Source organism: Luteimonas sp. MC1782 (assembly GCF_014164605.1).
In the GTDB taxonomy this organism is placed as follows: Bacteria; Pseudomonadota; Gammaproteobacteria; order Xanthomonadales; family Xanthomonadaceae; genus Luteimonas.
In genome coordinates this window covers 1225951-1248369 of the sequence record NZ_JACJFT010000001.1, presented here as the reverse complement: position 1 = coordinate 1248369, position 22419 = coordinate 1225951, and the positions used below count along the sequence as shown (strand labels likewise).

The 22419-nt window shown below is 70.4% G+C and carries 20 protein-coding genes; 7 read left to right on the top strand and 13 right to left on the bottom strand.

Annotated features, from left to right (window positions below):
• Positions 1 to 12: 12 nt before the first annotated feature.
• The 6 genes from H5368_RS05875 to H5368_RS05850 all read right to left on the bottom strand — a co-directional run bounded on the left by H5368_RS05875 (position 13) and on the right by H5368_RS05850 (position 6789).
• Positions 13 to 816, bottom strand: a complete 804-nt coding sequence (locus tag H5368_RS05875) for a general secretion pathway protein GspB (RefSeq protein WP_182822307.1) — start codon at positions 814 to 816, stop codon at positions 13 to 15.
• Positions 817 to 825: 9 nt separating this feature from the next.
• The gene (locus H5368_RS05870; protein WP_182822305.1) at positions 826 to 2604 is read right to left on the bottom strand and encodes an ExeA family protein; all 1779 of its coding nucleotides are present in this window, start codon (positions 2602 to 2604) and stop codon (positions 826 to 828) included.
• 2 nt (positions 2605 to 2606) lie between these two features.
• Positions 2607 to 3548 carry a DMT family transporter gene (locus tag H5368_RS05865; RefSeq protein WP_182822303.1) on the bottom strand — a complete coding sequence of 314 codons (942 nt, stop codon included), beginning with the start codon at positions 3546 to 3548 and terminating at the stop codon, positions 2607 to 2609.
• A gap of 47 nt (positions 3549 to 3595) precedes the next feature.
• Positions 3596 to 4870, bottom strand: a complete 1275-nt coding sequence (locus H5368_RS05860; RefSeq protein WP_182822300.1) for an MFS transporter — start codon at positions 4868 to 4870, stop codon at positions 3596 to 3598.
• Positions 4870 to 5841 (bottom strand): aldo/keto reductase, encoded by a 972-nt coding sequence (locus H5368_RS05855; protein ID WP_182822298.1) that lies wholly within the window; start codon positions 5839 to 5841, stop codon positions 4870 to 4872. The genes H5368_RS05860 and H5368_RS05855 overlap by 1 nt, the downstream gene beginning before the upstream one ends.
• A gap of 117 nt (positions 5842 to 5958) precedes the next feature.
• The gene (locus tag H5368_RS05850) at positions 5959 to 6789 is read right to left on the bottom strand and encodes a DUF72 domain-containing protein (RefSeq protein ID WP_182822296.1); all 831 of its coding nucleotides are present in this window, start codon (positions 6787 to 6789) and stop codon (positions 5959 to 5961) included.
• 60 nt (positions 6790 to 6849) lie between these two features.
• On the opposite strand from H5368_RS05850, the gene H5368_RS05845 reads away from it, so the two are divergent.
• Complete coding sequence (locus tag H5368_RS05845) at positions 6850 to 8451, top strand: serine hydrolase (protein WP_182822294.1); 1602 nt, start codon at positions 6850 to 6852, stop codon at positions 8449 to 8451.
• Between the two features lie 51 nt (positions 8452 to 8502).
• On the opposite strand, the gene H5368_RS05840 is transcribed toward H5368_RS05845, so the two are convergent.
• Entirely contained in the window at positions 8503 to 10314 is a 1812-nt protein-coding gene (locus tag H5368_RS05840) for a DUF885 domain-containing protein (protein WP_182822292.1), read from the bottom strand.
• Between the two features lie 108 nt (positions 10315 to 10422).
• Between H5368_RS05840 and H5368_RS05835 the strand changes: the two genes are divergently transcribed.
• Entirely contained in the window at positions 10423 to 11262 is an 840-nt protein-coding gene (locus H5368_RS05835; protein WP_182822290.1) for a DUF4349 domain-containing protein, read from the top strand.
• Between the two features lie 10 nt (positions 11263 to 11272).
• Here the strand turns inward: H5368_RS05835 and H5368_RS05830 are convergent, their stop codons facing one another.
• Together H5368_RS05830 and H5368_RS05825 are read right to left on the bottom strand one after the other, a co-directional pair.
• Entirely contained in the window at positions 11273 to 11569 is a 297-nt protein-coding gene (locus tag H5368_RS05830; protein ID WP_182822288.1) for a hypothetical protein, read from the bottom strand.
• Between the two features lie 85 nt (positions 11570 to 11654).
• Positions 11655 to 12536: a peptidylprolyl isomerase gene (locus tag H5368_RS05825; RefSeq protein WP_182823801.1), complete on the bottom strand. Its 882-nt coding sequence runs from the start codon at positions 12534 to 12536 to the stop codon at positions 11655 to 11657.
• 169 nt (positions 12537 to 12705) lie between these two features.
• On the opposite strand from H5368_RS05825, the gene H5368_RS05820 reads away from it, so the two are divergent.
• Positions 12706 to 13068, top strand: coding sequence for a PadR family transcriptional regulator (locus H5368_RS05820; RefSeq protein WP_182822286.1), 363 nt, complete (start codon positions 12706 to 12708; stop codon positions 13066 to 13068).
• Positions 13065 to 13970: a sensor domain-containing protein gene (locus H5368_RS05815; RefSeq protein WP_182822284.1), complete on the top strand. Its 906-nt coding sequence runs from the start codon at positions 13065 to 13067 to the stop codon at positions 13968 to 13970. Before H5368_RS05820 ends, H5368_RS05815 begins: the two co-directional genes overlap by 4 nt.
• A 45-nt stretch (positions 13971 to 14015) precedes the next feature.
• On the opposite strand, the gene phaZ is transcribed toward H5368_RS05815, so the two are convergent.
• Entirely contained in the window at positions 14016 to 15317 is a 1302-nt protein-coding gene (phaZ, locus tag H5368_RS05810; protein WP_182822281.1) for a polyhydroxyalkanoate depolymerase, read from the bottom strand.
• Between the two features lie 114 nt (positions 15318 to 15431).
• On the bottom strand, positions 15432 to 16022 hold the full coding sequence (locus H5368_RS05805) for a class I SAM-dependent methyltransferase (RefSeq protein WP_182822279.1): 591 nt from the start codon (positions 16020 to 16022) through the stop codon (positions 15432 to 15434).
• 68 nt (positions 16023 to 16090) lie between these two features.
• On the opposite strand from H5368_RS05805, the gene H5368_RS05800 reads away from it, so the two are divergent.
• Positions 16091 to 16543 carry a CopD family protein gene (locus H5368_RS05800; RefSeq protein ID WP_182822277.1) on the top strand — a complete coding sequence of 151 codons (453 nt, stop codon included), beginning with the start codon at positions 16091 to 16093 and terminating at the stop codon, positions 16541 to 16543.
• 51 nt (positions 16544 to 16594) lie between these two features.
• Here the strand turns inward: H5368_RS05800 and H5368_RS05795 are convergent, their stop codons facing one another.
• A complete protein-coding gene (locus tag H5368_RS05795) occupies positions 16595 to 18274 on the bottom strand; it encodes an alkaline phosphatase (protein ID WP_182822275.1) in 1680 nt (559 codons plus the stop codon).
• A gap of 139 nt (positions 18275 to 18413) precedes the next feature.
• Here H5368_RS05795 and H5368_RS05790 point away from each other — a divergent pair, with 139 nt between their 5' ends.
• Positions 18414 to 19700, top strand: coding sequence for a dicarboxylate/amino acid:cation symporter (locus H5368_RS05790; protein WP_182822273.1), 1287 nt, complete (start codon positions 18414 to 18416; stop codon positions 19698 to 19700).
• Between the two features lie 139 nt (positions 19701 to 19839).
• Positions 19840 to 21441, top strand: a complete 1602-nt coding sequence (locus tag H5368_RS05785) for a hypothetical protein (protein ID WP_182822270.1) — start codon at positions 19840 to 19842, stop codon at positions 21439 to 21441.
• Positions 21442 to 21519: 78 nt separating this feature from the next.
• On the opposite strand, the gene bla is transcribed toward H5368_RS05785, so the two are convergent.
• Positions 21520 to 22374 carry a subclass B3 metallo-beta-lactamase gene (gene bla / locus H5368_RS05780; RefSeq protein ID WP_343203882.1) on the bottom strand — a complete coding sequence of 285 codons (855 nt, stop codon included), beginning with the start codon at positions 22372 to 22374 and terminating at the stop codon, positions 21520 to 21522.
• Between the last annotated feature and the right edge of the window lie 45 nt (positions 22375 to 22419).

Below are 22419 nucleotides of genomic sequence, written 5' to 3'. Positions count from 1 at the left end.
GTTTGTCACGGCCTAGCGCAGGGGCAGGCGCAGCACTTGTCCATCGAGCTCCAGCACCACGCCATCGGCATCGATCGTGCGCACCGTGGCTTCGCCGACGCGGTCGCCCTCCACCAGCCGCCGGCCGTCGACGATCACGAAACGCCGCGCCGGGTCGGCGTTCCACATGTGCATGGTCATCTTCAGCGCGGGCAGGCGCTCGCGCTGGCTGGCGGGGAGTTCGGCGATGCGCGGCAAGTCTTGGGCCGGCATCGGCGCGGGCACGGGGGCAGCGGGCTGTGGCGCTGCGGGTGGTGGCAGCGGGTGAGCCACCGGGGGAGCTGGCAAGGCGGAAACACGGGGAACGTCGGCATCCGGTGTCATCGCCGTTGCCGTGGCGCCTGCGGGTAGCGCTGTTGTGCCAGCCGCAGTCGTGCCGACGGCAGCCTGTGGTTGCGCAGGTGGGGGCTCGGGCGTTTGCGCGACGATGCGCTCGACGCTGGGCAGGGTGTCCATGCCGACGTCGCCGCGATCAGGATCACCTGCCTGGCGTGCATCGCCCGGCGCGGGCGGCGGCGTGGCAACCGCGTGCGCCAAGTCGTCGCCGACAGCGGCATTGCCGCCGTTGGCCTCTACGGCCGCCGGGTCGACGCCGCGCAGCAGCACGAACGCCAGCACCGCGGCGACGGCGGTGCCGGCGAGCGCAAGCCAGCCCCACGCCGGCATGCCACGGCGCGTGGTCGAACCCAGCGGCGGCAGTTCGACGCGCAGCCCGGGGACTTCACCGCGGCGGCGTTCGGCTTCGGACTTGCGCAGGGCTTCGAGGATCAGCGACATCGGCGTCCCTCAGTCCAGGGTCCGCGCGAGGCGCGGGCCGGCATCGTTCACGGCCAGCGCGAACAGTGTTTCGGGGCCGACGACACCGTCGACCGCGAGACCACGCGCGCGCTGGAAGCGGAGCACCGATGCGGCCAGGTCGGCATCGAACACGGTGCCGTCCGCTGCCTGCACGGCCACGCCTTCAGTCACGAGCCGTGCGCGCAACCAGTCGACAGCGACGCCCTGTTGGCCTTGCACCGGCGCATCGGCAAGCGCGACCGGCGCGCGCCAGACCGCGGCGTAGCGACCAGTCCACGCCTGCTGCAGGGTCGCGCGGTCGACGTCGAGCGTGCGGCCGTCGAGCAGCAGGCGCGCACGCCCGCCATCGGTCGCCTGCAGCAGCGCCCAGGCCTGGCGGCCGTCGGCTTCGAGCTGCAGCAGCGCCGGTCGGCCGATCGCGACCAGGCGGTCGAGGTGGGCATTGCCGCGCACGCAGTAGGCGCCGGGTGCAAGCACGCGTGCGCAGGCCGACGCCGCGCGCGCGTCGTCCAGCGTGGTGGGCAGGTCCCAGGCGGCGAGCATCGCCAGCCACGCGCGCTCGTCGCTGCTGCCGGTGGCTGTGGCCTCCGCACCGCCGGCGGCGCGTGCGTCCGCGCGACCGCTGGCGGCAGCGGCGATCCGTGTGGCGAGCGTGGCCGAATCCGCGTCGCTTGCGTGGATCCGCGCAGTCGCAGCGGCGTTGGCGGAAGCGCCGGCCGCTGTGGACGCGCCATCCGCACCGGTGGCGGCCGACGCCGCGCCGCCGCCGGGTGCACGGGCGGCTGCCTCGGCGACCGTAGCGGATGCGCGCGTGGCGTCGTCTGCGACACGACCTGCCCGCGGCGCGCCCGCGCGCGGCAGCAGCGCGGCCAGCGCGATCGCCAGCACCGCCGCGGCGCCCACGCCTGCCGCCACCAGCATCCAGCGACGCGATGCCGCGGACGCGCGCACCGGCGGCGGCAACGCCTCGCGCGCGGCTTCTTCGACCAGGGCGGCGTCGAGCGTGGCGCGGTCGCGCGCGTAGCCGGCGAGCAGCGCACGCTCGGCGATCACGTTCACCAGCCGCGGAATGCCGCCGCTGCGCAGGTGGATGCGCTGCACCGCGCCGGCATCGAACGGGAAATGCTGGCCACCGGCGATGCGGAAGCGGTGGCGGAGGTAATCGGCGGTGCCGGCGGCGTCGAGCGGGGTGAGGTGGAAGCGCGCGGTGATCCGCTGCGCCAGCTGGCGCAGGTCCGGGCGCCCGAGCATGTCGCGCAGCTCGGGCTGGCCGATCAGGATCACCTGCAGCAGCTTCTGCGTGTCGGTCTCGAGGTTGGTCAGCAGGCGCACCTGCTCCAGCGTGTCCACCGACAGCGCCTGTGCCTCGTCGACCACCAGCACCACGCGCAGGCCCTGCGCGTAGGCGTCGAGCAGGTGGGCGTTGAGTGCGTCGATGAGCGCCTTGGCGTTGCCACGGCGGCCGTCGAGGTCGATGCGCAGCTCCTCGCACACCGTTTCCAGCAGCTGCGTCGGGTCGACCCGCGGATTGAGCACCAGCGCCACGCGCACGTTGTCGGGCAGCTGGCCAAGCAACAGCCGGCTGAGCGTGGTCTTGCCGGTGCCGACCTCACCGGTCAGCTGCACGAAACCGCCGCCGCCGCCCTGGGTGATGCCGAACATCAGGTGCGCGAGCGCGTCGCGGTGGCGCTCGCCCAGGAACACGAAGCGCGGATCCGGCGTGATCGAGAACGGTGGCTCGGTGAGTCCGTAGTGCGCGAGGTACATGCCTACTCCGTCACGTCACGCGCTTCGCCGGTGGCCAGCGTTTCCGCGTGGCGGATCCGCCGTGGCCGCGCGATGAGCGGGTGCACCAGCACCGCGGCCAGGATGATCGCCACGCCCAGGTAGAAGCGCGTCGACAGCTCCTGCTGCTCGGAGAGCAGCACGATCGCCAGCATGATGGCGTAGATCGGCTCCAGGTTCACCGCCAGCTGCGCCGAGAACGCGCTCATGTGGCGCAGCGCCACCAGCGAAAGCGCGAACGGGAACAGCGTGCAGGCGAAGGCCAGCAGCAGCAGGTAGCCGGCGTCGTGCGCGCCGGGCAGCACGAACAGCGGCCCGGCCAGCGCCGGGAACACCAGCGGCATCAACGGGGCCAGCACGGTCAGTGCGATGGTGCCGGCGCCAAGCTCCACCGCGGTCACCGTCAGCGGATCGGCATGGTCGACCAGGCGCTTGTTGAGCGAGCCGAACAGCGCCACGAACAGCGCCGACACCGCGCCCACCACCACGCCGATGCGCATCTCGTCGGGAATGCCACCGACCACCAGCGCCACGCCCGGCAGCACGGCGACGCCGAGCGCGAGTTCGGCGCGCGAGAACTTCCGGTGCGCCAGCTTCGGTTCGATCATCGCCACGAACACCGTGGCGAACGCCATGCAGGTCGCCGCCACCGAGGCGTTGGACAGCTTGATGGCGCCGTAGAAGGTCAGCCAGTGCAGCGCCACCAGCACGCCGATCCCGGCATAGGACAGCAGCAACCGGCGCGGCATGGCGCGCAGCCCGCGCCACACGCGCGGCACCAGCAGCAGGGTCGCGGCGACCAGCAGCATCCGCCACCACACCAGCGGCAGCGCCTGCAGCGTGATCACCTTGCCGAGGATCGCGGTGAAGCCCCACAGCAGGACACAGAGGTGGATCTGCCAGTGGGCCTTGGCGCTGGGAGTCATCGGGAACAGGCGGCGACGTGGGGTCGGGCAGTGTGCGCGAGAAGTGCTCAGCTGGCGAGGCGGCGCTGGACGCGCGCCAGCCACGCGCCGTTGGCGCTCCAGGCCAGGGCGATCACGGTGCCCAGCACCATCGCCACCGCCGGCTGCTGCGCGACCATGTCGATGCCCGCCTTGACCCAGCCGCTGACCGCATCGGCGCCGCGGTAGACCACGGTGTCGTTGAAGTTCTTGGCCTTGTACTTGGCCTCCGCCGGCACGACGGTGTACAGCATCTCGCGGCCCGGGCGCACGAACGCGTACTCGCCGGCGCGGCGCACCACCATCACCACCGCCAGCACCGCGAAGGTGGGCGCGAACGCCAACCACAGGAAGCCCGCGGCCACCACCAGCGGCACCGCCACCAGCAGCGCGCCGACGCCCAGGGTGCGCGCCACGCGGCCGGTGATGAACAGTTGCGACAGGATCGCCAGCGCCTGCACCACGGTGTCGATGATGCCGAACACCCGGGTCTGGTCGGTGGGGTCCGGGAAGCGCGCTTCCACCAGCCGCGCCTGCTCGAAGTACAGGAATGTGGTGACGCTGGCCAGCAGCACCACGAACACCGCGATGCCGAGCAGGTAGGGCGAGCGGAAGAGTTCGGTGGCGCCGGCCAGCGGGCTGCCGCCGAGCGGGCGCTGGCGCTGCAGGTCCGACGCATCGTGGAGCGGGCGTGCATCGCGCCAGCGATGGAGGCTGCGCGCCGCGACGGTCGATGCCAGCAACAGCAGCGCGGCCACCAATACCAGGCCGGAATGACCCAGCACGCCGACCAGGAACACGCCCGCCAGCGGCCCGATCAGCCCGCCCAGGCTGGCGCCCGCGGCCATCAGCGCGAACAGGCGCCTGGCCTGCGCGGCGGTGAACACGTCGACCAGCACGCTCCACCCGACCGAGATCGCAATCAGGTTGAACACCGACAGCCAGATGTAGAACGTACGTGCGATCCACGGATCTCCCGGCCACAGCGCGAACGCGAGCGCGAACAGCAGCAGGTTGGCGGTGAAGAAGCCATACACCCAGTACAGGATGCGCCGCCGCCGCACGCGGCCGGCGATCCAGCCGAACAAGGGCATCGCCGCGAGCGTGGCCACGAACGTGCCGGTGAACAGCCACTGCAGGTTGCGCACGCCACCGGCGATGCCCATCGTCTCGCGCACGGGACGGAGCATGAAATACCCGGCGAACAGCAGGAAGAACAGCGCGAAGCCGGCGATCACCGCACCGGCCTCGTCCTCCTGCACGTCGAACGCACGGCCCAGCCAGCGCGCGATGGGCGCCGCCATCAGATGAAGATCGCGACCACTTCGTCCTGCTGCGCCTGCGTCAGCAGCGCGCCGTGCCCGGCCATGAGCTGGTCCGCCTGGCGTTCGGGCTTGCCGGTGGCCGGGATGACCACGGTGACCGCCGGATGGCTGATCACGAACTTCAGGAACATCTGCGCCCACGAGCCGATGCCGGCTTCCGCCGCCCAACCCGGCAGCGCGCGTCCGCCCACCTCGGCGAACAGCTTGCCGTCCTCGAAGGCGCGGTTGACCATCACCGCGACGCCCTGGTCTGCCGCCGCGGGCAGCAGGGTCGACGCCGCGGCTGGCGAGCCGACCGAGTAATTGACCTGGATGAAGTCGGGCTTCTCCGCGGTCATCGCCTGCAGCAGGTCCGCGTGGCGGTTGTCCTGGAAATGGGTGAGTCCGATGTACTTCACCAGGCCCTGCGCCTTGAGCTCGCGTGCATACGGCATGGCCTCGGCCAGGTTGCGCAGGTTGTGGATGGCGAGCAGCTCCACCTTGTCGGTGCGCAGCCGGCGCAGCGAATCCGCCCACTGCGCTTCGAGCGCCGGGCGGGTGTCGGCGGCGAGCTTGGTGGCGAGGAAGCAGCGCTTGCGCCAGCCGCCTTCATCGAGCAGGGCGCCCACGACGTCCTCGGCATTGCCGTAGTTGGGCGAGGTGTCGATCACGCTCCCGCCGCCTTCGAAGAAGATCCGCACGACCTCCTTGAGCGCGCTGTACTCCGGCGACGCCAGCGGCACCTCGTAGCTGCCAGAGGTGCCGGCGCCGATCACGGGGATCAGCTCGCCGGTGGACGGGATGGGGCGCGTGAGCATGGCGCCGGCCGCAGCGGCGGCGCCTTGCGCTGCGCCCGGAGCCGGGGGGGCTACGCCCGTTCCGGTGTCGCGACTGCAGGCGACCAGCGGCGCAAGCGCGAGGCCGGTGGCGGCGAGGGAGGCGGAGGACAGGAATTCGCGGCGGGATGGCATGTCGACTTCTCCTGCTGTGCGGGCTGTGCCCGGGTGTGTTCAAAGGATCGGCCAATCACATCCTGCGGCCAGTCCCATCGGTCATTGCGGGCGCGCCGGACGGCAGGCGCGCTGGGGTCAGGGTGTTGTTGCAAGAAGCGCATGCAGCGCCATCGCCGCAGCCGGATTGCGCTCCTTGGCCGCGCCGATGAAGAACACGAAGACATCGCGCCGCGCTGCCGTCGCACTTGCGGGTCCGATGCGCGGCAGGTCGTCGGGCTCGCCGCCGGCAGCCCATTCACGCGCGCGCGCCGCCCAGCGCGCGAGCTCGGCGCGCGGGTAGCCGGTGGCCAGTTCCGCACGCGAACGCATCAGCCGCGCATAGACGAAGCCCGAGGTCACGTCGGCGAACGAAGGGTATTCGTCGGAATCGGTGAATACCGTGGCCATGCCATGTTCGCGTGCCAGGGCGATGTAGCCGGCATCGAAGAAGCCGGGATCGCGCACGTCCAGCACGTGGCGCAAGGTGCGGCCACCGGCCTTGCGCGGCAGCAGTGCGAGGAACGCGGCGAAATCGTCGCGATCACGGGGCGTGCCGTGGTCGAACTGCCACACCAGCGGGCCGAGCCGGTCGCCCAGCTCGGCGATACCGCCGACAAAGTCCTCCACCTGCGCGCCGGTCTTCGCCAGGGTCCGGGACATCACGATGCGCATCGGCGCCTTGGCCGAGAACACGAAGCCCTGCGGCGTCTGGTCGCGCCACGTCGCGTACGTCGACGGCTTCTGTGCGCGGTAATAGGTGCCGTTGATCTCGATCGCGGCCAGCTTGCGGCTGGCGTATTCCAGCTCGCGGCGCTGCACAAGGCCCTTGGGGTAGAAGTTGTCGCGCCATGGCGCGTACGTCCAGCCGCCGATGCCGGTGCGGATGCCGTGGACCGGCGTGATCGCGTTGTCGGCAGGTGCGTCCATCCTGTGGCCTTGCGCGACGTCGGCGTCGATACTGGCGCCAGTCCATGCCGGTGTCCATGAATGCGCAAGTCCACCATTGCCCTGGTTTCTCTGCTGCTGCTCTTCCATCCCGGCGCGCATGCCCGCGATGCCGGCGATGCACCGGCGCCGATCGCGGGGCTCGACGCCCATGTCGAAGCCGTGCGCAAGCGCTTCGAGGTGCCCGGCATCGCGGTGGCGGTGGTCAAGGATGGCGAGGTCGTGCTGGTGCGCGGCTACGGCGTGCGCGAAACCGGCAAGCCGGAGCCGGTGGACGGCGACACCCTGTTCGCGATCGCCTCGATCACCAAGGGCTTCACCTCCGCGGCGCTGTCGATCCTGGCCGACGAGGGCAAGCTGTCGCTCGATGACCGCGTCATCGACCACCTGCCGTGGTTCCGCATGGCGGATGCCTACGTCACCAGAGAGATGCGCGTGCGCGACCTGCTGGTGCACCGCAGCGGGCTGGGCCTGGGCGCGGGCGACCTGCTGTTCTGGCCGCCGACGCAGTACGCCACGCGCGAGGTCGTCGAGCGCCTGGCGCACGTGCCGATCAGCGGCGGCTTCCGCGAGCGCTATGCCTACGACAACGTGCTGTACGCGGTGGCGCAGCTGGTGATCGAAGAAGTGTCCGGGCAGGCGTATGCCGATTTCGTCCAGCAGCGCCTGTTCGCGCCGGTCGGCATGCACGCCAGCCGCATCAACAGCGATGCGCTGCGGCCATCGGACCGCAACGTCGCCAGCGGCCACGCACAGCCCGGGTTCGAGGGCGCGCCGGTGCCGGTACCGCGCATGGCCTGGGCCAACAACTCCGCGGCCGGCGGCATCTATTCCAGCGCCCGCGACATGGCGCAGTGGATGCGCGTGCAGCTCGCCGGTGGCGTGCTCTCGGGCGAAGGCGACAGCGCGACACGGTTGTTCAGCGAGAAGCGCCAGCGCGAGATGTGGTCGCTGGTGACGCCGATCACCATCCGCCCGCCGGCTGTGCCGGAACTCGCCGCCGCCACGCCGCAGTTCTACGGCTATGGCGAGGCCTGGAGCGTCAGCGACTACCGCGGCCGCAAGCTGGTCTGGCATACCGGCGGCTGGCCGGGGATGGTGTCGCGGCTGACCCTGGTGCCGGAACTCGGTCTCGGCGTGGTGGTGCTCACCAGCCAGGAAGTCGGTGCCGCGTTCAACGCGGTCACCATGCAGGTGCTGGATGCCTACGTTGGAGCACCGCCGACCGACTGGATCGCCGCGTATGCCGCGGCGGTGGAGAAGGCGCGCGGCGGTGCGGACGACGACTGGCAGAAGCACCTGGCCGCGCGTGACGCGACGTCGAAGCCATCGTTGCCGCTGCGCGGCTATGCCGCGACCTATCGCGACCCGTGGTACGGCGACGTGGTGGTGGCGGAGGGCCGCAAGGGCCTCGAGATGCGCTTCTCCAAGACCCCGCAGCTGGCCGGCACCCTGGAGCACTGGCAACACGACACCTTCATCGTGCGCTGGCACGACCGCGCCCTGAACGCCGACGCCTTCGTCGACTTCAGCCTCGACCATGACGGCAAGGTGCGCGAGGTGCGCATGGAAGCGGTGTCGCCGCTGACCGATTTCAGCTTCGACTTCCACGACCTGCGGCTGGTGCCGGTCGCGGGGAAGTAGGCCACGACAGCGAGGTGCCCCCGAAGCACGGGGGCACCCGCCGGCAGCGCGTTACTTGATCGGCTCGTCCAGCAGCAGCTGCCGCGCGAACCGCACCGGCGGCGCGCCCTGGGCGAGCACGCGGTCGTGGTAGCGCTTGAGGTCGAAGGCGTCGCCTTCCTTCGCTTCCACCGCGCGGCGCATGTCGAAGTGCTCCTGCGCGCCGACGAAGTAGGTCGCCAGCTGCGTGGATGACAGCTGCGCGCGGATCCACTTGCCGTCGGCCTCGCTCTGCTGCTGGAAGGTCTGGCGCACCATCAGGTCCATCGCCTGTTCCTTCGTCCAGTTCTCCACGTGCACGCCCTGGTCGAGGATCGCGTTGGCCACTGCGCGCGCATAGAACTTGAGCTGCATGAGGCGGAACAGCGGGTCGTTGTCGAGGTAGCCGGCGTCGGCCACCACGCGCTCGGTGTACACCGCCCAGCCTTCGGCGAACGGGCCCGAACGCATCACCGCGCGCAGCGTCGACGGATGGTTGGCGGAGTGCGCGCCCTCGAGGTAATGCCCGGGCATCGCCTCGTGGATGCTGAGCACGTGGATCAGGCGCTTGTTGTATTCGCGCAGGAACGAATCGACCTGGCTGTCGCTCCACTCCTCTGGGATCGGCGAGATCGCGTAGTAGGTGTCGAGTCCCTTGTCGAGCGGGCCGGGCGAGTCGCAGTAGGCCACCGAGAAGCCGCGCTGGAACTCCGGCATCAGGATGATCTTCACCGGATCGTCGGGCACCGTGACCAGGTCCTTGGCGCGCACGAACTTCGTGGCTTCGTCCAGCGTGTACTTGGCGAAGTCCACGACCTCGTCGCGCGCCGGCTTGTCGGCGTAGCCGAACTCCAGCGCCGCCTCGATCGCGGCCTGGCGCTGGTCGTCATCCGGCGCAGCTGGCGTGGCCGGTGCGCCGGGCTTGTCCTTCAGCACCACCTGGGCGATGGCGTACATCTCGTCGCGCACGCGTGCGAGCTCCGCCGTGGCGCGGTCGTGGATCTCCTGCCGCGACAGCGAGGAGTTGAGCGAGAACTTCAGCTTTTGGTCATAGCGCTCGGCACCGATGCGGAACTCGCCCTTGGCGTTCGGCACGAGCGTACCGTCGAGCCACTGCTGGTGCTCCTCCACCGCCGCGCGCAGCGTGGTCACTCCCGCGTCCAGGCGTTCGCGGTCCGCACCGCTGAGCTGGTCGGCGTTGGGGGTGATGAAGGTGTCGACCAGGGTCAGCACGCCCTTGTTCTGCTTCGCCACGGTCTCGGCGTGGGTCCTGGGCACGCGCGCCGGGTCGAGGTTCTCGCGCGCCTGCGCCAGCAGCGCGGGGATCTTCTCCATGCGCGCGGCGGCGGACTTCAGCCGCTCGGGCATCGGCGCGAACTCGCGTGCCATCAGGTTGTAGATCGCGCCGCCGGCCAGGCCGCTGTACAGCTGCGGGTCCCAGGCCCAGCTCTGCATGGTCTCCAGATCCCACAGCGTGCCCTCCAGCGCATTGCGCAGGATCAGCGCGTCCACCTGGTTTTCGCGCGACAGCGCGGCGGCGTCGACCTGGTCGAGCTCGGCGAGCAGCGTGCGCGCCCATTCGATCGACTTCTGGCGGCCAGCGGCACTCAGGTCGTCGATCTCGGTATCGAAGCGGTGATCGCCAACCTGCGTCGCCGAGATCGGGCTGAGCGCCATGCCCTCGTCGAGGAAGCGCGCCGACAGCGCGGCAAACGCCGCATCCTGCGCGGTGTTGGTGGCGTGGGTGGCGTCGGCGCCAGGCGCGGCGGGCGCCGAGGGCACCGTGCCCTGGCAGGCGGCGAGCGCCAGGGCGAGGAGGGAGGCGGCAAGCAGGGGACGGGACATGCGGTGGACCTCGGGACGGCAAAGTGGCGAAGCATAGGCTGCCGACCCGCGACGCGCATCCGCCGATGGTTTACCGTCGGGCACCGATATCGACCGGAGCGTTGCCGTATGAGATTCCAGGCTGGCTGGCGCTGCGCCTCCATCATCCTCATCGGCCTGCTGGCCGCCTGCGGCGCGCAGGACGCCGCGCAGTCGGAGGCGATGGACTACGGCGGCGCCTCGGCGCCGGCGCCGATGGCGGATGCGGCTGCGCCCGCGCCGGGCGGGCAGGAATTTCTCGCCTATGAGCACAGCGCTGGCATCTCCCTCGAGCCCGGACAGATCCAGCCGCGCCTGCGCGACGCCCAGGCAGCCTGCAACGACGGACGCTTCGGCGCGTGCGTGGTGCTCAACCTGTCGCAGCAGGGCGGCGACCATCCCGGCGCCAGCCTCGGCATGCGCATCGCGCCCGGAGGCGTGGAGCCGATGATCGCGCTGGCCAGCGCCGGCGCCGAACTCGGCCACCGCAGTACCCACGCCGAGGACCTGGCCGTGGTGGTGCGCGACAACGCACTGGCCGCGCAGCGCCTGCGCAACGAGCGCGCGCGACTGCAGGAATTCCAGGCGCGCCGCGACCTGGCGGTGGCCGACATGATCGCGCTGTCGCAGCGCCTGGCCGAGACCGACGCCGCGCTGGAGGCCATCGAACAGCAAGCGGCGCAGCATCGCCGGCGCATCGACACCCAGCTGCTCACGATCAACTTCCAGGCCTCCCGCTCCCAGGAAGGGCGCAACGAGATCGTGCTCGCGGTGCGGGACTTTGGCGCCACCCTCGCCACCGGCACCGCGTGGACGATCCGCGCCGCGGCGTTCCTGCTGCCGATGCTGGTCGCGTTGGCGTTCCTGCTGGTGCTGCTGCGCCGCTGGCGACGCCGCCGCGGGGATGCAAGGTCGACCGGCCAGGGCTAGGCCGGCAGGCTCAACCCTCGTCGTCTTCCTCGAATTCCACCAGCGCGTCGAGGTCGAACGACAGCGCCTCGACCGCCTCGCGCACCTTGCGTCCGGTGGATTCGTTGGGGATCTCGATCTCGATGGCGTGCATCTTCGGGCCGACCACGTCGCTGAGCCCCGCGGAGCTGGAGTCGGCGTCGTCGAGGCTCGGCATCAGGTCGGCGACTTCCTCGACGTGCTCGATGCCCTCCAGGCTCTGCAGCAGGTTCATGACCGCACGGGCGGCGTCGTCGGAACTGGTGAGGAGGATGCGGAGCAGGGCCATCGGACGTCCTTCGGGCAAATCTGGGGGAATGGCCCGCAGGCTAGGAAGCCGCGGGCCAACGCTGCGTGACGAACCGCCTTGTGCTTCAGCTTGTCTTCGGGCTGCGCACCGGCACGCTGATGTTGCACAGGTCGATGTGGCCGGCGGGCCGCAGGTACCAGCCGTCGCGGCGATTGCGGCGCGATTCCACCACGGCGTCGAACAGCGGCGTGTCGGTGCGCAGCACCTCGATCGGCCTGCGTTCGGCAGCCGGCACCTCCGAGGCCAGGCGGAGCGCGGTGATCGCGGTGCGCTGCGCCGGATCCTCGTAGAAGCCGAGCGGGCCGGTGCCGCGCGGCAGCACGCTCAGGTGTTCCATGCCCTGCAGCACGCGGCCGACCACGGTGATGTTGCGGTCCAGCTGGCGCGGCGACTGCCCGGTGACCACGTACAGCTCGGTGCCGTTGCTGGAGTCGGCCGCCATGTCGCGCCCGGCCCCCAGCGTGCCATAGCAGTGGGCGAGCCAGGCCTGGCCTTCCCGCGGGTCGCGCGCGGCCGGGAAGCCCGCCGCGAAGCCGGTTTCCGGCGCCCAGCCGTCGCGATCGGGCAGGGCGTGGAACGCAAGCCCGTCGGCGGCGCGCGAGAACTCGGCCGGCAGCTTCGCCCTGGCGCTGCCGATCGGCCTGCCGGGCACGCCCTCTTCGGTGATGTCGCCGAACTGGACCACGAAGTTGTCCTGCGAGCGGTACAGGGTCAGCCCGTCCCAGAAGCCTTCCTTCGCCAGCGTGCGGATGTTGGCGACGTGCTCGGGCGCGAAGTCGGGCGCGAGCTCGATCACCACCCGGCCAGCGGCGAGGTCGAGGTAGAGCGTGTTGGCGGGGTCCGGCGTACGCCAGTCGCCAGGCCGCGACGCATCCAGCAGCTCCTGGGTGCTCTTGGGCTTGTCGGCCCCGGCGTCGGTGGCAACGGGTTCGGCGGCGATGGCCATCCACGAGGTGCAGGCGGCGGCCAGCAGGACGAGGGTGGGCAGGGATCGGGTCGGGTGCACGGCAGGCTCCTGGCTGGGTAGCGCCGATTGTTGCCGATGCCGCCCCTGCCGACATGCGTGGTGACTAATGGCACGATCGCTATACATAACTGGACACTAGTCTGTGCCCATGGTCGAACCCGACGCCATCCTCAGGAAGTTCCAGCGCGAGCTGAGTGCCGGCACGGTGTCGCTGGCGCTGCTCGCGGTGCTGGCGCGCTCCGGCGAGCCGATGTACGGCTACCAGATCGCCAAGACCCTCGAACGCTTCGGCGAGGGCGTGCTCAGCGGCAAGCAGAGTGCGCTGTATCCGGTGCTGCGCAACCTCGAGGCTGCGGCGCTGCTGGCGAGCCACATCGAACCGTCGCTGGCCGGACCGCCTCGCCGCTACTACCGCATCACCGACGCCGGGCACGACGCCCTGCGCGCGTGGGCCGCCGCCTGGCGCGCGACCCGCGATTCCGTCGATACCGTCCTGGAGGGGACCTCATGAACACCGCGCTGCCGACAAGTATTCCCGCCTACCTGGAGCATCTGCGCCGTTCGCTTGCGGGCGCCGACCCCGCGCTGGTGCACGACGCGCTGTACGACGCCGAGGAATACCTGCGCTCGGAGCTCGCCGAGAACCCGGGCAGGTCCGAGGCCGAGGTGATCGCCGCGGTCGCATCCAGCTATGGCGACCCGGACGAGGTCGCCGACATCTATCGCGACACCGAGGCGACGGTGCAGACCGCGCTGCGCGCGCCGCCGCCGCCGCAGCGGAAATCGCTGGCGGGCCGGTTCTTCGGCGTCGCCGCAGACCCGCGCGCGTACGCGTCGCTGTTCTACATGGTGCTGGCGCTGGCCACCGGCATTTTCTACTTCACCTGGGTGGTGGCCGGCCTGTCGATGTCGGCGGGGCTGGCGGTGCTGATCATCGGCATCCCGTTCGTGATCCTGTTCTTCGGCTCGGTGCGGGTGCTGTCGCTGGTGGAAGGCCGGATGGTGGAGGTGATGCTGGGCGAGCGCATGCCGCGCCGGCCGCTGTACAGCGCGCGCGGGCGCAGCATCTGGCGGCGCATCGGCGACATGTTCAGCGATCCGCGCACGTGGAGCACGATGCTCTACATGCTGCTGATGCTGCCGCTTGGCATCCTGTATTTCACCGTGGCGGCGACATTCGGCGGCGTGGCATTGGGCTTCATCGCGGCACCGCTGGCCCTGCTGCCGGGCGTTGAGCTCAATGTGTGGATGTTCGGCATCGACCTGCCGGAAGAAGCGCCTTGGCTGCTGCCGGTGGTGTCGCTGGTCGGCGTGCTGTTGCTGTTCGCCACGCTGCACATGGCGCGCGGCATCGGGCGCCTGCATGGCCGGTTCGCCAAGCACCTGCTGGTGAAGTCGGCGCAGTATTCCTGAGCGCCGGCCGGACACCGGCCGCCGCCGAGCGGCGCCGGTGCGGCGTCAGCGCTTCTTGCGTCCCGCGGGCGCGGACGCGGAATCCGCCTGCTGTTCGGCCGGCGGCGCGGCGTAGCGCGCGATGAAGTCACGCACCTGCGGGTAGACCTGCGTGCGCCAGCGACGGCCGCTGAAGATGCCGTAGTGGCCCGCGCCCTCGACGGTCAGGTGCTCGCGGTGCGCATCGTCCACGCCCGTGCACAGCACGTGCGCGGCGCGGGTCTGGCCCTGGCCGGAGATGTCGTCGAGCTCGCCCTCGATGGTCAGCAGCGCGGTGCCGGTGATCGCCGACGGATCGACGCGCTCGCCGGCCACGTCCCACAGCCCGCGCGGCAGCAGGTGCTGCTGGAACACCACGCTGATGGTGTCGAGGTAGTACTCGGCCGGCATGTCGAGCACGGCGTTGTACTCGTCGTAGAAGCGGCGGTGCGAGGACGCGTCGTCGAGATCGCCCTGCACCAGGCTGCTGTAGAAATCCCAGTGCGACATGAAATGGCGTTCGGGGTTCATCGCCACGAAGCCGGTGTGCTGCAGGAAGCCCGGATAGACGCGCCGGCCATGGCCCGGATAGTCCTGCGGCACCGTGTGGATGACGTTGCCGCTGAACCACGACAGCGGCTTCTGGGTGGCGAGCGTGTTGACCGCGGTTGGCGATTCACGGGTGTCGATCGGCCCGCCCATCATCACCAGCGAGCGCGGCGTGGCCTCGCCACGCGCAGCCATCAACGCCACTGCCGCCAGCACCGGCACGGTCGGCTGGCAGACGCTGATCACGTGCAGGCGGTCGGCGCCGATGTGGCGGATGAACTCCTCGATGTAGGCGACGTAGTCGTCGAGCGTGAACGCGCCCGCTTCCTTCGGCACCATGCGCGCGTCGACCCAGTCGGTGATGTAGACCTTGTGGTCGGGGAGCAGGGTGCGCACGGTATCGCGCAGCAGCGTGGCGTGGTGGCCGGACAGCGGTGCCACCACCAGCACGGTCGGCTGGTCCTTCATGCCGAGGATGTTCTGCGCGTCGTCGGTGTAGCGCTTGAAGCGCAGCAGCCGGCAGAACGGCTTGTCGAGCGCGACCTTCTCCACCACCGGCACGTCGTGTCCGTCCTTGACCACCTGGTGGATGGCGAAGGGCGGCTTTTCGTAGTCCTTGCCGATGCGGTACATCAGCTCGTTCGCGGCCGACGCACGATCCGCGCCGGGCAGCGACGACAGCCAGGTGCCGTCGTTGCCGAAGATCCGCGCGTTGGCGCGCGCCAGTTCGGTGAAGGGTGCCATCCAGGTACGGTTGAGCTCGTGGAGCTGATAAAGCATTGTCGGAAGCCCGGTCGGTGGGTGCTGCGCCGCAGCATAACGCAGGCCGTGTGCAGGGGCGGCATGCCGCCCGCAGGCCCCTCCAGCGCCGATCGCCGGGCCCCGAAGTACGTCCTAGGCCAGTTCCAGCGTGGTCGCGCCCGGCACCAGCGCCGGCGACAGCCAGCAGTGCGAGCCCAGCGCGCGGAAGCCCGCGGCTTCAAAACGCTGGCGGTAGAAGCGCCCCGGACGGCGGCGGAAACCGTGGTCGTCGCCTTCCGCTTCGTCCTCGCGCGCGAAGGTTTCCAGGAACGCGATGCCGCCGCACAACTCGGCAAGGCCGGGCAGGCCGCGGTCGATCTCGCGTGCCTCGAGGTAGTGCAGCACGTCGCTGCAGACCACCAGGTCGGCGGGGGCGCAGGGCCGCAGCGACCCGAAATCGCCGAAGCGCGCGAAGTGCAGGTTGCGGCGGCGGCCATGGCGTGCGATGGCATATTCGCTGCTGTCGAAACCGAGGTAGTCCGTCGCCGGGCGCAGCTTGAGCAAGGGCGCGCGCCAGGCGCCTTCGCCGCAGCCGATGTCGAGTACCGTGCGCAGCGGGCGCTCGAGGTGGTATTCCGCCGTGGCCACGGCCAGCGCCACCTTGCGCGCCAGGCGCTGGCGGCCGCCGATGCCGCCGCCGCGGTACCAGCGGTCGAAGTAGTCGCGATCGTAGGTCTTGTCCATGGGCGCGCACGATACCGGCTCCTGCGCGCGTCGTGCGATCCTGTGCGGCGAATCGACACGGGGTGACCATGCAAACCTATCTCTGGATCAAGTCCGCGCACATCGTGCTGGTGATGGCCTGGGTGGCCGCGGCGTTCTACCTGCCGCGCATCCTGATCAACCTGGTGGAGGCCGGTGGCGAGCCGTCGGTGCACGCGCGCCTGGTGCTGATGGGCCGCCGGCTGTACCGCTTCGGCCACGTGATGTTCGGGCTGGCGGCGGTGCTGGGCCTGGTGCTGTGGCTGGGCTACCGGGTGATCCCGGGGTTCCCGACCATGGTCGCCGCCGGCAGCGGCTGGATGCACGCCAAGCTCACGATGGTCGCGCTGCTGCTCGCGCTGTACATCGCCTGCGGACGCTGGCTGAAGCGCGGCGCGGCGGGCGGCGCGCTGCCGACCACGCGCGCGCTGCGCTGGGTCAACGAGATCCCGGTGTTCGTGCTGCTCGGCATCGTGTACCTGGTGCTCGCCAAGCCGTTCTGATCAAGCCGTGGACGCGCTGCCGGCGGCAGGGGCCCCGGCATCGCAAGCCACTCATGGTGCAGCGACTTCCCCGGGTGCAGGAAGCTCCACCGGCACGCCGTCCGCATTGCAGGTGCCGCTGGCGCACAGGCGCTCGCGCAGCTTCGGCGTGGCCTGCACGATGACGTGATAGATGACGTTCTGCTCCAGCGTGCCGCGGAACGCGGCGCTGCCCGGGCCACGCGCCCAGATGCCGACGTCTTCGCCGCCGTGGGTCTCCGCGTCCAGCGGCACCAGCGCCTCCTGCAGGTAGTCGGGATCGGTGGTATCGACCCTGGAGAGGTCGGGGCGACCGGCGGCGGCATGCACGCCCCTGGCGACGTGGTAGTGGCGTTTCGGGCCCGCGGGCTGGGTGGCGCTGGCGCCGGGATAGCCCGGGCCATTGGCGTAGCTGAGCGTGGTGTAGGGCAGTCCGAGGGCGTCCAGTGCCGGGCCGCTGCCGCCTTCGTGCACCTTGCCGAGGATCGGGTTGCCGCGACGTGGATAGCCGGCGAAATTCAGCACGTGTGAATGGTCCGCGGTGACCACGATCAACGTGTCCTCGGCCGAGGTCATGTCGACCGCCGCCTGCACCGCGCGCGACATCGCCACGGTTTCGTCGAGCGCGCGGTAGGCGTTGCCCTCGTGGTTGGCGTGGTCGATGCGGCCGCTTTCCACCAGCAGCACGTAACCCGCGTCGTTGCGCGCCAGGGATTGGATCGCGAAGCGGGTCATCGCCTCGAGGTCGGGTTCGCCCCCGGGGCCGCGGTCGCGGTCGTGCTCGTACTGCATGTGGCCGGGTTCGAACAGGCCAAGCACCGGCGAGGCGCTGCGTGCCGCTTCGAACTGCCGGGTGTCGTGCACGAACGCGCCCTCGGGATGCAGGGCCTGCCACTCCGCCACCAGGTTGCGGCCATCCCTGCGCTTGCCGCGCACGCCCGGCAGCACCTCTTCGTCGGGCAGGAAGGCGCGCGCGCCGCCGGCCAGCACCACCTGCGGCGCGCCGCGCTCGCGGGCGAAGTCGATGAACTGGCTGGCGATGTCGGTGCAGCCGGCCGCGCGCGCCGCGTCCGGCAGCGAGGCGTCGCTCTCCCAGTTGCGGTTGGGCACGTGGGCATAGGTCGCCGCGGGTGTGGCGTGGGTCAGGCGCGCCGTGGTGACGATGCCGGTGCCCATGCCGGCGTCCGCGGCCAGCGCGAGCCAGCCCTGCAGCCGGTTGCCGCGTGATTGCGCGCAGCCGTTGTGGCCGCCGGCGCTGACGCCGATCGCGCCGATATGGGTTTTCACGCCCGTGGCGATCGCGGTCATGGTGCCGGCGGAGTCCGGGGTCTGGGCGTCGGTGTTGTAGGTCTTGCTGAACGCCGTGGCCGGGAAATGCTCCCACGCCAGCAGGTGCTCCTCGCCGGGGTTGCCTGCCTGCTGGCCGGCGAAGATCCGCGCCGCGGCCACCGTGGTCAGGCTCATGCCGTCGCCGAGGAACACGATCACGTTCTTCGCGCGCCCGTCCATGGCGCCGTTGCCGGCCGCGCGCGCGGCGCCGCTGCGGTACCACCAGGCCGGGGTTTCGCCCGCGGGATGGGCGATGGCGGGCACGTCGACCGACACGGCGGCAGGCGCGGCAATGCGCGGCGCGGGCGCCGACGCGCAGGCGGCCAGGGTGGAACAGGTGACGGCAAGGGCGACGGCGAGGGTGGCGCGGGACGGACCGGTCATGTGGTGCTTCGTGTCAGGTGAATGCGTGATTATGCCGTCCGTCGGTATTCCGCCCATGACACCCCGGCGTTCCGCCATGGGCGTCGCCGCGCCGGGACAGCTCGGCTAAGGTGGCTCATTCCTTCCCGCGTGGTCGCCAATGACCTTCGTCAAAGCCTGGTTCCGCATCCCGTTCTGGCAGCGCGTGGCCGCCGGATTCGTGCTCGGCGCGCTCGCCGGCTGGCTCGTGGGGCCCGCGGCGGCGATCTGGTTCAAGCCGCTGGGCGACGTGTACGTCAACCTGATCCGCATGATCGCCACGCCGCTGGTGTTCTTTGCCGTGACCAGCGCCATCGGCAGCCTGCACGGCCAGAAATCGATGGTGTCGCTGGGCGGGCGCACCTTCGCCTGGTTCGCGGTGACCGCGGCGCTCGCGGTGTGCGTGGGCCTGGCGGTCGGCCTGGTGCTAAAGCCGGGCGAGGGCGTGGCGGCGCTGGCCATGGCGCCGGACTACGTGGTGCGCGAGGTACCCGGCCCGGTGCAGGTGCTGGTGGACGTGGTGCCGTCCAATCCGTTCCGCGCGCTGGCCGAAGGCAAGATCCTGCAGGTGATCTTCTTCGCCGCGCTGCTCGGTTTCGCCCTGGTCAAGCTGGGCGACAGGGCCACGCGGCTGCGCGCGCTGATGGCCGAGGGCAGCGAGGCGATGATCCAGGTCACGCGCTTCGTGCTGGAGTTCACGCCACTGGGTACCTTCGGCCTGATCGCGGCGCTGGTCGGCGCCTATGGCTTCGAGAAGCTGCTGCCGCTGCTCGGCTTCATCGGGGCGCTGTACCTCGCGTGCGGGCTGCACATCGTGTTCGTGTACGGCGGGCTGCTGCTGGCGCACGGGCTGAACCCGCTCAGGTTCTTCCGCGGCGCGGCACCGGCGATGCAGGTGGCGTTCGCGGCGTCATCGAGCTTCGCCGCGCTGCCCGCCAGCCTGCGCAGCGCCACGCACAACCTGGGCGTCGACAAGGACTACGCGGCGTTCGCCGTGCCGCTCGGCGCCAGCGTCAAGATGGATGGCTGCGGCGCGATCTATCCGGCGCTGACCGCGGTGTTCGTGGCGCAGTACTTCGGCATCGACCTCAGCGTCTCGCAGTACTTCATCATCCTGCTGGCCTCGGTGCTCGGCAGCTTCGGCACCGCGGGTGTGCCCGGCACCGCGATCGTGATGGTCACCCTGGTGCTGAGCGCGGCCGGACTGCCGCTGGAAGGCATCGGCTACCTGGTCGCCATCGACCGCATCCTCGACATGATGCGCACCATGACCAACGTCACCGGCCAGGTGCTGGTGCCGGTGCTGGTGGCCAAGGAGACCGGCATCCTCGACCAGGCGGTGTATGACGCGGCGTCGAGCAACGTCGGCATCGAAGACGACGTCGTGGCGGACAATCGCGGCGCCTAGCCGGATCCCGCAGGCGTCAGGCGTGGCGAACCAGGCCTTCGTGACATGCCGGTGAAGGCCGGTATACGGGGTCACCCCAGCTTTCGCGGCGCGCGATGCGCGCACTAGAGTGCCCGCATCCCCCATCGCGGACGCGGCAATGACCACGATCCAGGAAACGGCTTCGCAGATCCTCGATGTCGGCCAGCGCCGCTTCTGGGCCGACGACTACGAGAAGCGCATGGATACCTTCGCCGATGTCGTCGAAGGCCTTGATCCGGCGGCGCGTGCGCAGCTCTTCGACGAGATCCTCGAGCAGGATTCCGGCGCCACCATGTCGTGGCTCACGGTCGACCGCCTCGATTCGCTGGCCCGCGAGGGCCGCATCACCGCGAACGAGCGCAGCGCGGTCCTGGAAGGGTTTGGTGACGCCTATGTCGCCGGCGAGATCGGCTTCCAGGACGCGATGGCGTTCACCAACATCTTCGGCAGCGGGGCGGTCGGCGGCATCGGCCTGAACCCGGATCCCGCGCAGCTTGAAGCGCTGCTGGGCACGCTTTCCGCGGCCAACGGCGGCGATCCGGGGTTCATCGAGAAGTTCGCAACCGCGATGCTGCAGCAGCGTCTTTACTCGGAGCCGATGGCGGTCCTGCCACACGAGCGCGACGCCCTCGCCGGCGTCCTGCTGAACGCCCTCGACGAGGCCGGCGGCAGCAGCTCGGTGCACAACGCGTTGTCGTCGTTGAGCGGCGGGCAGAAGGCCGCGCTGCTGGAGTCGCTCGCGAGCAGCGGCCTGGCGTTCCGCAATCCGTCGCTGGACGGCACCGCCGTGCGCGATCCGATGGCGATCGTGATCGAGGCGACATCGCGCCACGGCGGCTCGCAGGACGCGCTCGAGATGGTGCGCTTCGTCAGTGCCAGTTCCACGGGCAATGTCCTGGAAAACCATTTCCATGACATGGACAACAAGCCCTACGAGGAGCGTGCAGACGCACTTGGCGAGCTGTTCCTAACCCACGGCGACGTCATCCTCACCGACCTGACCGTCGCCGACCCCGGCCAGACCGTCGGCAGCAGCAACGACCGCAGCACCGTGACCGGAGAGAACCTGCTGGCGCTGTCCAACCTGGTCAGGATCACCGGGCTCAACCCCGACAATCCGCGCGCGGATGCGGTGATGGACATGGTCGGCGACTTCGCGGCCGCGAACATCCGTGCCGGCAACCTGACGGACCAGGACGACGTGAACGGGGATGGCGAGGTGAATGCGCTGGACATCGAAGCGCGTGACGCCGGCAACGGACGCGCGGCGATGATCGGCGCGATCATGCAGGATGCCGTCAGCTCAGGCTATGTCGACCTGCGGGCCGATATCGCCGCCCGCGATGCGTTCGTGGGCTTCGTGCTGGACGTTGCGATCTCCGCCATCCCGGTTGGCGGTGACTTCGCGGCGAAAGCGATCACCGACCAGGTGTCGGGCGCGCTTGGCGGGCTGAGCGAGGCCGTGCGTGACCGGATCGCGGAATCGCTCGCCGCGATTCCGAAGGACCTGCTGACGGATGCGCAGGGCCAGCTGACCGCTGCCGCAAAGGACGCGATCATCGAGGCGCTGCCCGAGGACTACCAGTACCTCGAGGGCATCAAGGGCGAGTCGAATACCTTCATCGCCGACGTCATCCTGTCCGCCAGCCTGCGCGATTACCAGCTCACCGAGTCGATGGGCGAATACCGCAGCTACATCGACCAGGCGCGCGGCGACTGAGGCGACGCCACAGCGAGCACGTTCATTGCGTCATGGCGTCGCGCTCCCCTGCGAAGAGGGCTTCGCGCAACGGCGGCTTCAGGGCTTGCCGCCCGCCCGCTCGGCCTCGAGCTGCTCGTTGAAGCTGCGCTCGGCGCGGTCGGCGTAGGCGGCGCAGGCGATCGGCTTTGATGCCGCCGGGTTCGCGTAATCCCGTCCGCTGAATGCCGGATGCGGGGTCAGGAGCACATCGCAGGGCAGGGCGCGGACGACGTCGAAGCTGTGGCGATAGTCGGCGACGATGCGCGGGTAGCGCGGGTTGTCCACCAGCCGGTAGCCGGGCGCGGTCAGGCTGTCGGCGTAGGCGATGCGCACGGGGCTGGCGCCTGCGCGGTCGGTCCAGGTCCAGGCCATGCTGCCCGGCGTATGCCCGGGCATGAAGTGCACGGTGAAGCGCATGCCGCCGAGTTCGACCACCTCGCCGTCCAGCAGCAGGCGATCGACCTGCACCGGCGGGTAGACGATGGCGTCGCCGAAGTGGATGTCGTCGCTGCCGCCGCGCGCCAGCAGCACCGCGGATTCCGCGTTGGCGGCCACGCGTGCTCCGGTGCGCCGGCGCAGCTCGGCGAGCGGGCCGACGTGGTCGGCGTGGGCCTGGCTGAGGAGGATCAGCTTCAGGTCTGCCGGTGCCACGCCCAGGTCCGCCATGTGGCGCAGCAGCATGTCGGCCGCCTGCGGCATGCCGCCGTCGATCAGCACCGCGCCCTCCGCGGTCTTCACCAGGAGCGCGCTGAGGTTGGCCGTGCCGATGTGCCAGGTGTTGTCGGCGATCCTCACCGGCGCGATCGGCTGCCGCCAGCTCTCGTGGACTGTATAGGCCTTGAGCTGCGGCAGGACGGGTTCGGCGGCCGACACGGGGCCGGCAGCGAAGAGCGCGAAGGCGAGGGCGGACACGGTAGGCGCGAATCGGGACATGTGCGGTGGCGGGCCGGGGACGGG

Coding starts and splice junctions, on each gene's coding strand:
- H5368_RS05815 (WP_182822284.1), top strand. CDS start 13,065: ATGAACACCGCGCTGCCGACAAGTATTCCCGCCTACCTGGAGCATCTG.
- H5368_RS05840 (WP_182822292.1), bottom strand. CDS start 10,314: ATGTCCCGTCCCCTGCTTGCCGCCTCCCTCCTCGCCCTGGCGCTCGCC.
- H5368_RS05845 (WP_182822294.1), top strand. CDS start 6,850: ATGCGCAAGTCCACCATTGCCCTGGTTTCTCTGCTGCTGCTCTTCCAT.
- H5368_RS05820 (WP_182822286.1), top strand. CDS start 12,706: ATGGTCGAACCCGACGCCATCCTCAGGAAGTTCCAGCGCGAGCTGAGT.
- H5368_RS05835 (WP_182822290.1), top strand. CDS start 10,423: ATGAGATTCCAGGCTGGCTGGCGCTGCGCCTCCATCATCCTCATCGGC.
- H5368_RS05855 (WP_182822298.1), bottom strand. CDS start 5,841: ATGCCATCCCGCCGCGAATTCCTGTCCTCCGCCTCCCTCGCCGCCACC.
- H5368_RS05860 (WP_182822300.1), bottom strand. CDS start 4,870: ATGGCGGCGCCCATCGCGCGCTGGCTGGGCCGTGCGTTCGACGTGCAG.
- H5368_RS05805 (WP_182822279.1), bottom strand. CDS start 16,022: ATGGACAAGACCTACGATCGCGACTACTTCGACCGCTGGTACCGCGGC.
- H5368_RS05865 (WP_182822303.1), bottom strand. CDS start 3,548: ATGACTCCCAGCGCCAAGGCCCACTGGCAGATCCACCTCTGTGTCCTG.
- H5368_RS05850 (WP_182822296.1), bottom strand. CDS start 6,789: ATGGACGCACCTGCCGACAACGCGATCACGCCGGTCCACGGCATCCGC.
- H5368_RS05795 (WP_182822275.1), bottom strand. CDS start 18,274: ATGACCGGTCCGTCCCGCGCCACCCTCGCCGTCGCCCTTGCCGTCACC.
- H5368_RS05800 (WP_182822277.1), top strand. CDS start 16,091: ATGCAAACCTATCTCTGGATCAAGTCCGCGCACATCGTGCTGGTGATG.
- H5368_RS05875 (WP_182822307.1), bottom strand. CDS start 816: ATGTCGCTGATCCTCGAAGCCCTGCGCAAGTCCGAAGCCGAACGCCGC.
- H5368_RS05870 (WP_182822305.1), bottom strand. CDS start 2,604: ATGTACCTCGCGCACTACGGACTCACCGAGCCACCGTTCTCGATCACG.
- phaZ (WP_182822281.1), bottom strand. CDS start 15,317: ATGCTTTATCAGCTCCACGAGCTCAACCGTACCTGGATGGCACCCTTC.
- H5368_RS05825 (WP_182823801.1), bottom strand. CDS start 12,536: ATGGCCATCGCCGCCGAACCCGTTGCCACCGACGCCGGGGCCGACAAG.
- H5368_RS05790 (WP_182822273.1), top strand. CDS start 18,414: ATGACCTTCGTCAAAGCCTGGTTCCGCATCCCGTTCTGGCAGCGCGTG.
- H5368_RS05785 (WP_182822270.1), top strand. CDS start 19,840: ATGACCACGATCCAGGAAACGGCTTCGCAGATCCTCGATGTCGGCCAG.
- H5368_RS05830 (WP_182822288.1), bottom strand. CDS start 11,569: ATGGCCCTGCTCCGCATCCTCCTCACCAGTTCCGACGACGCCGCCCGT.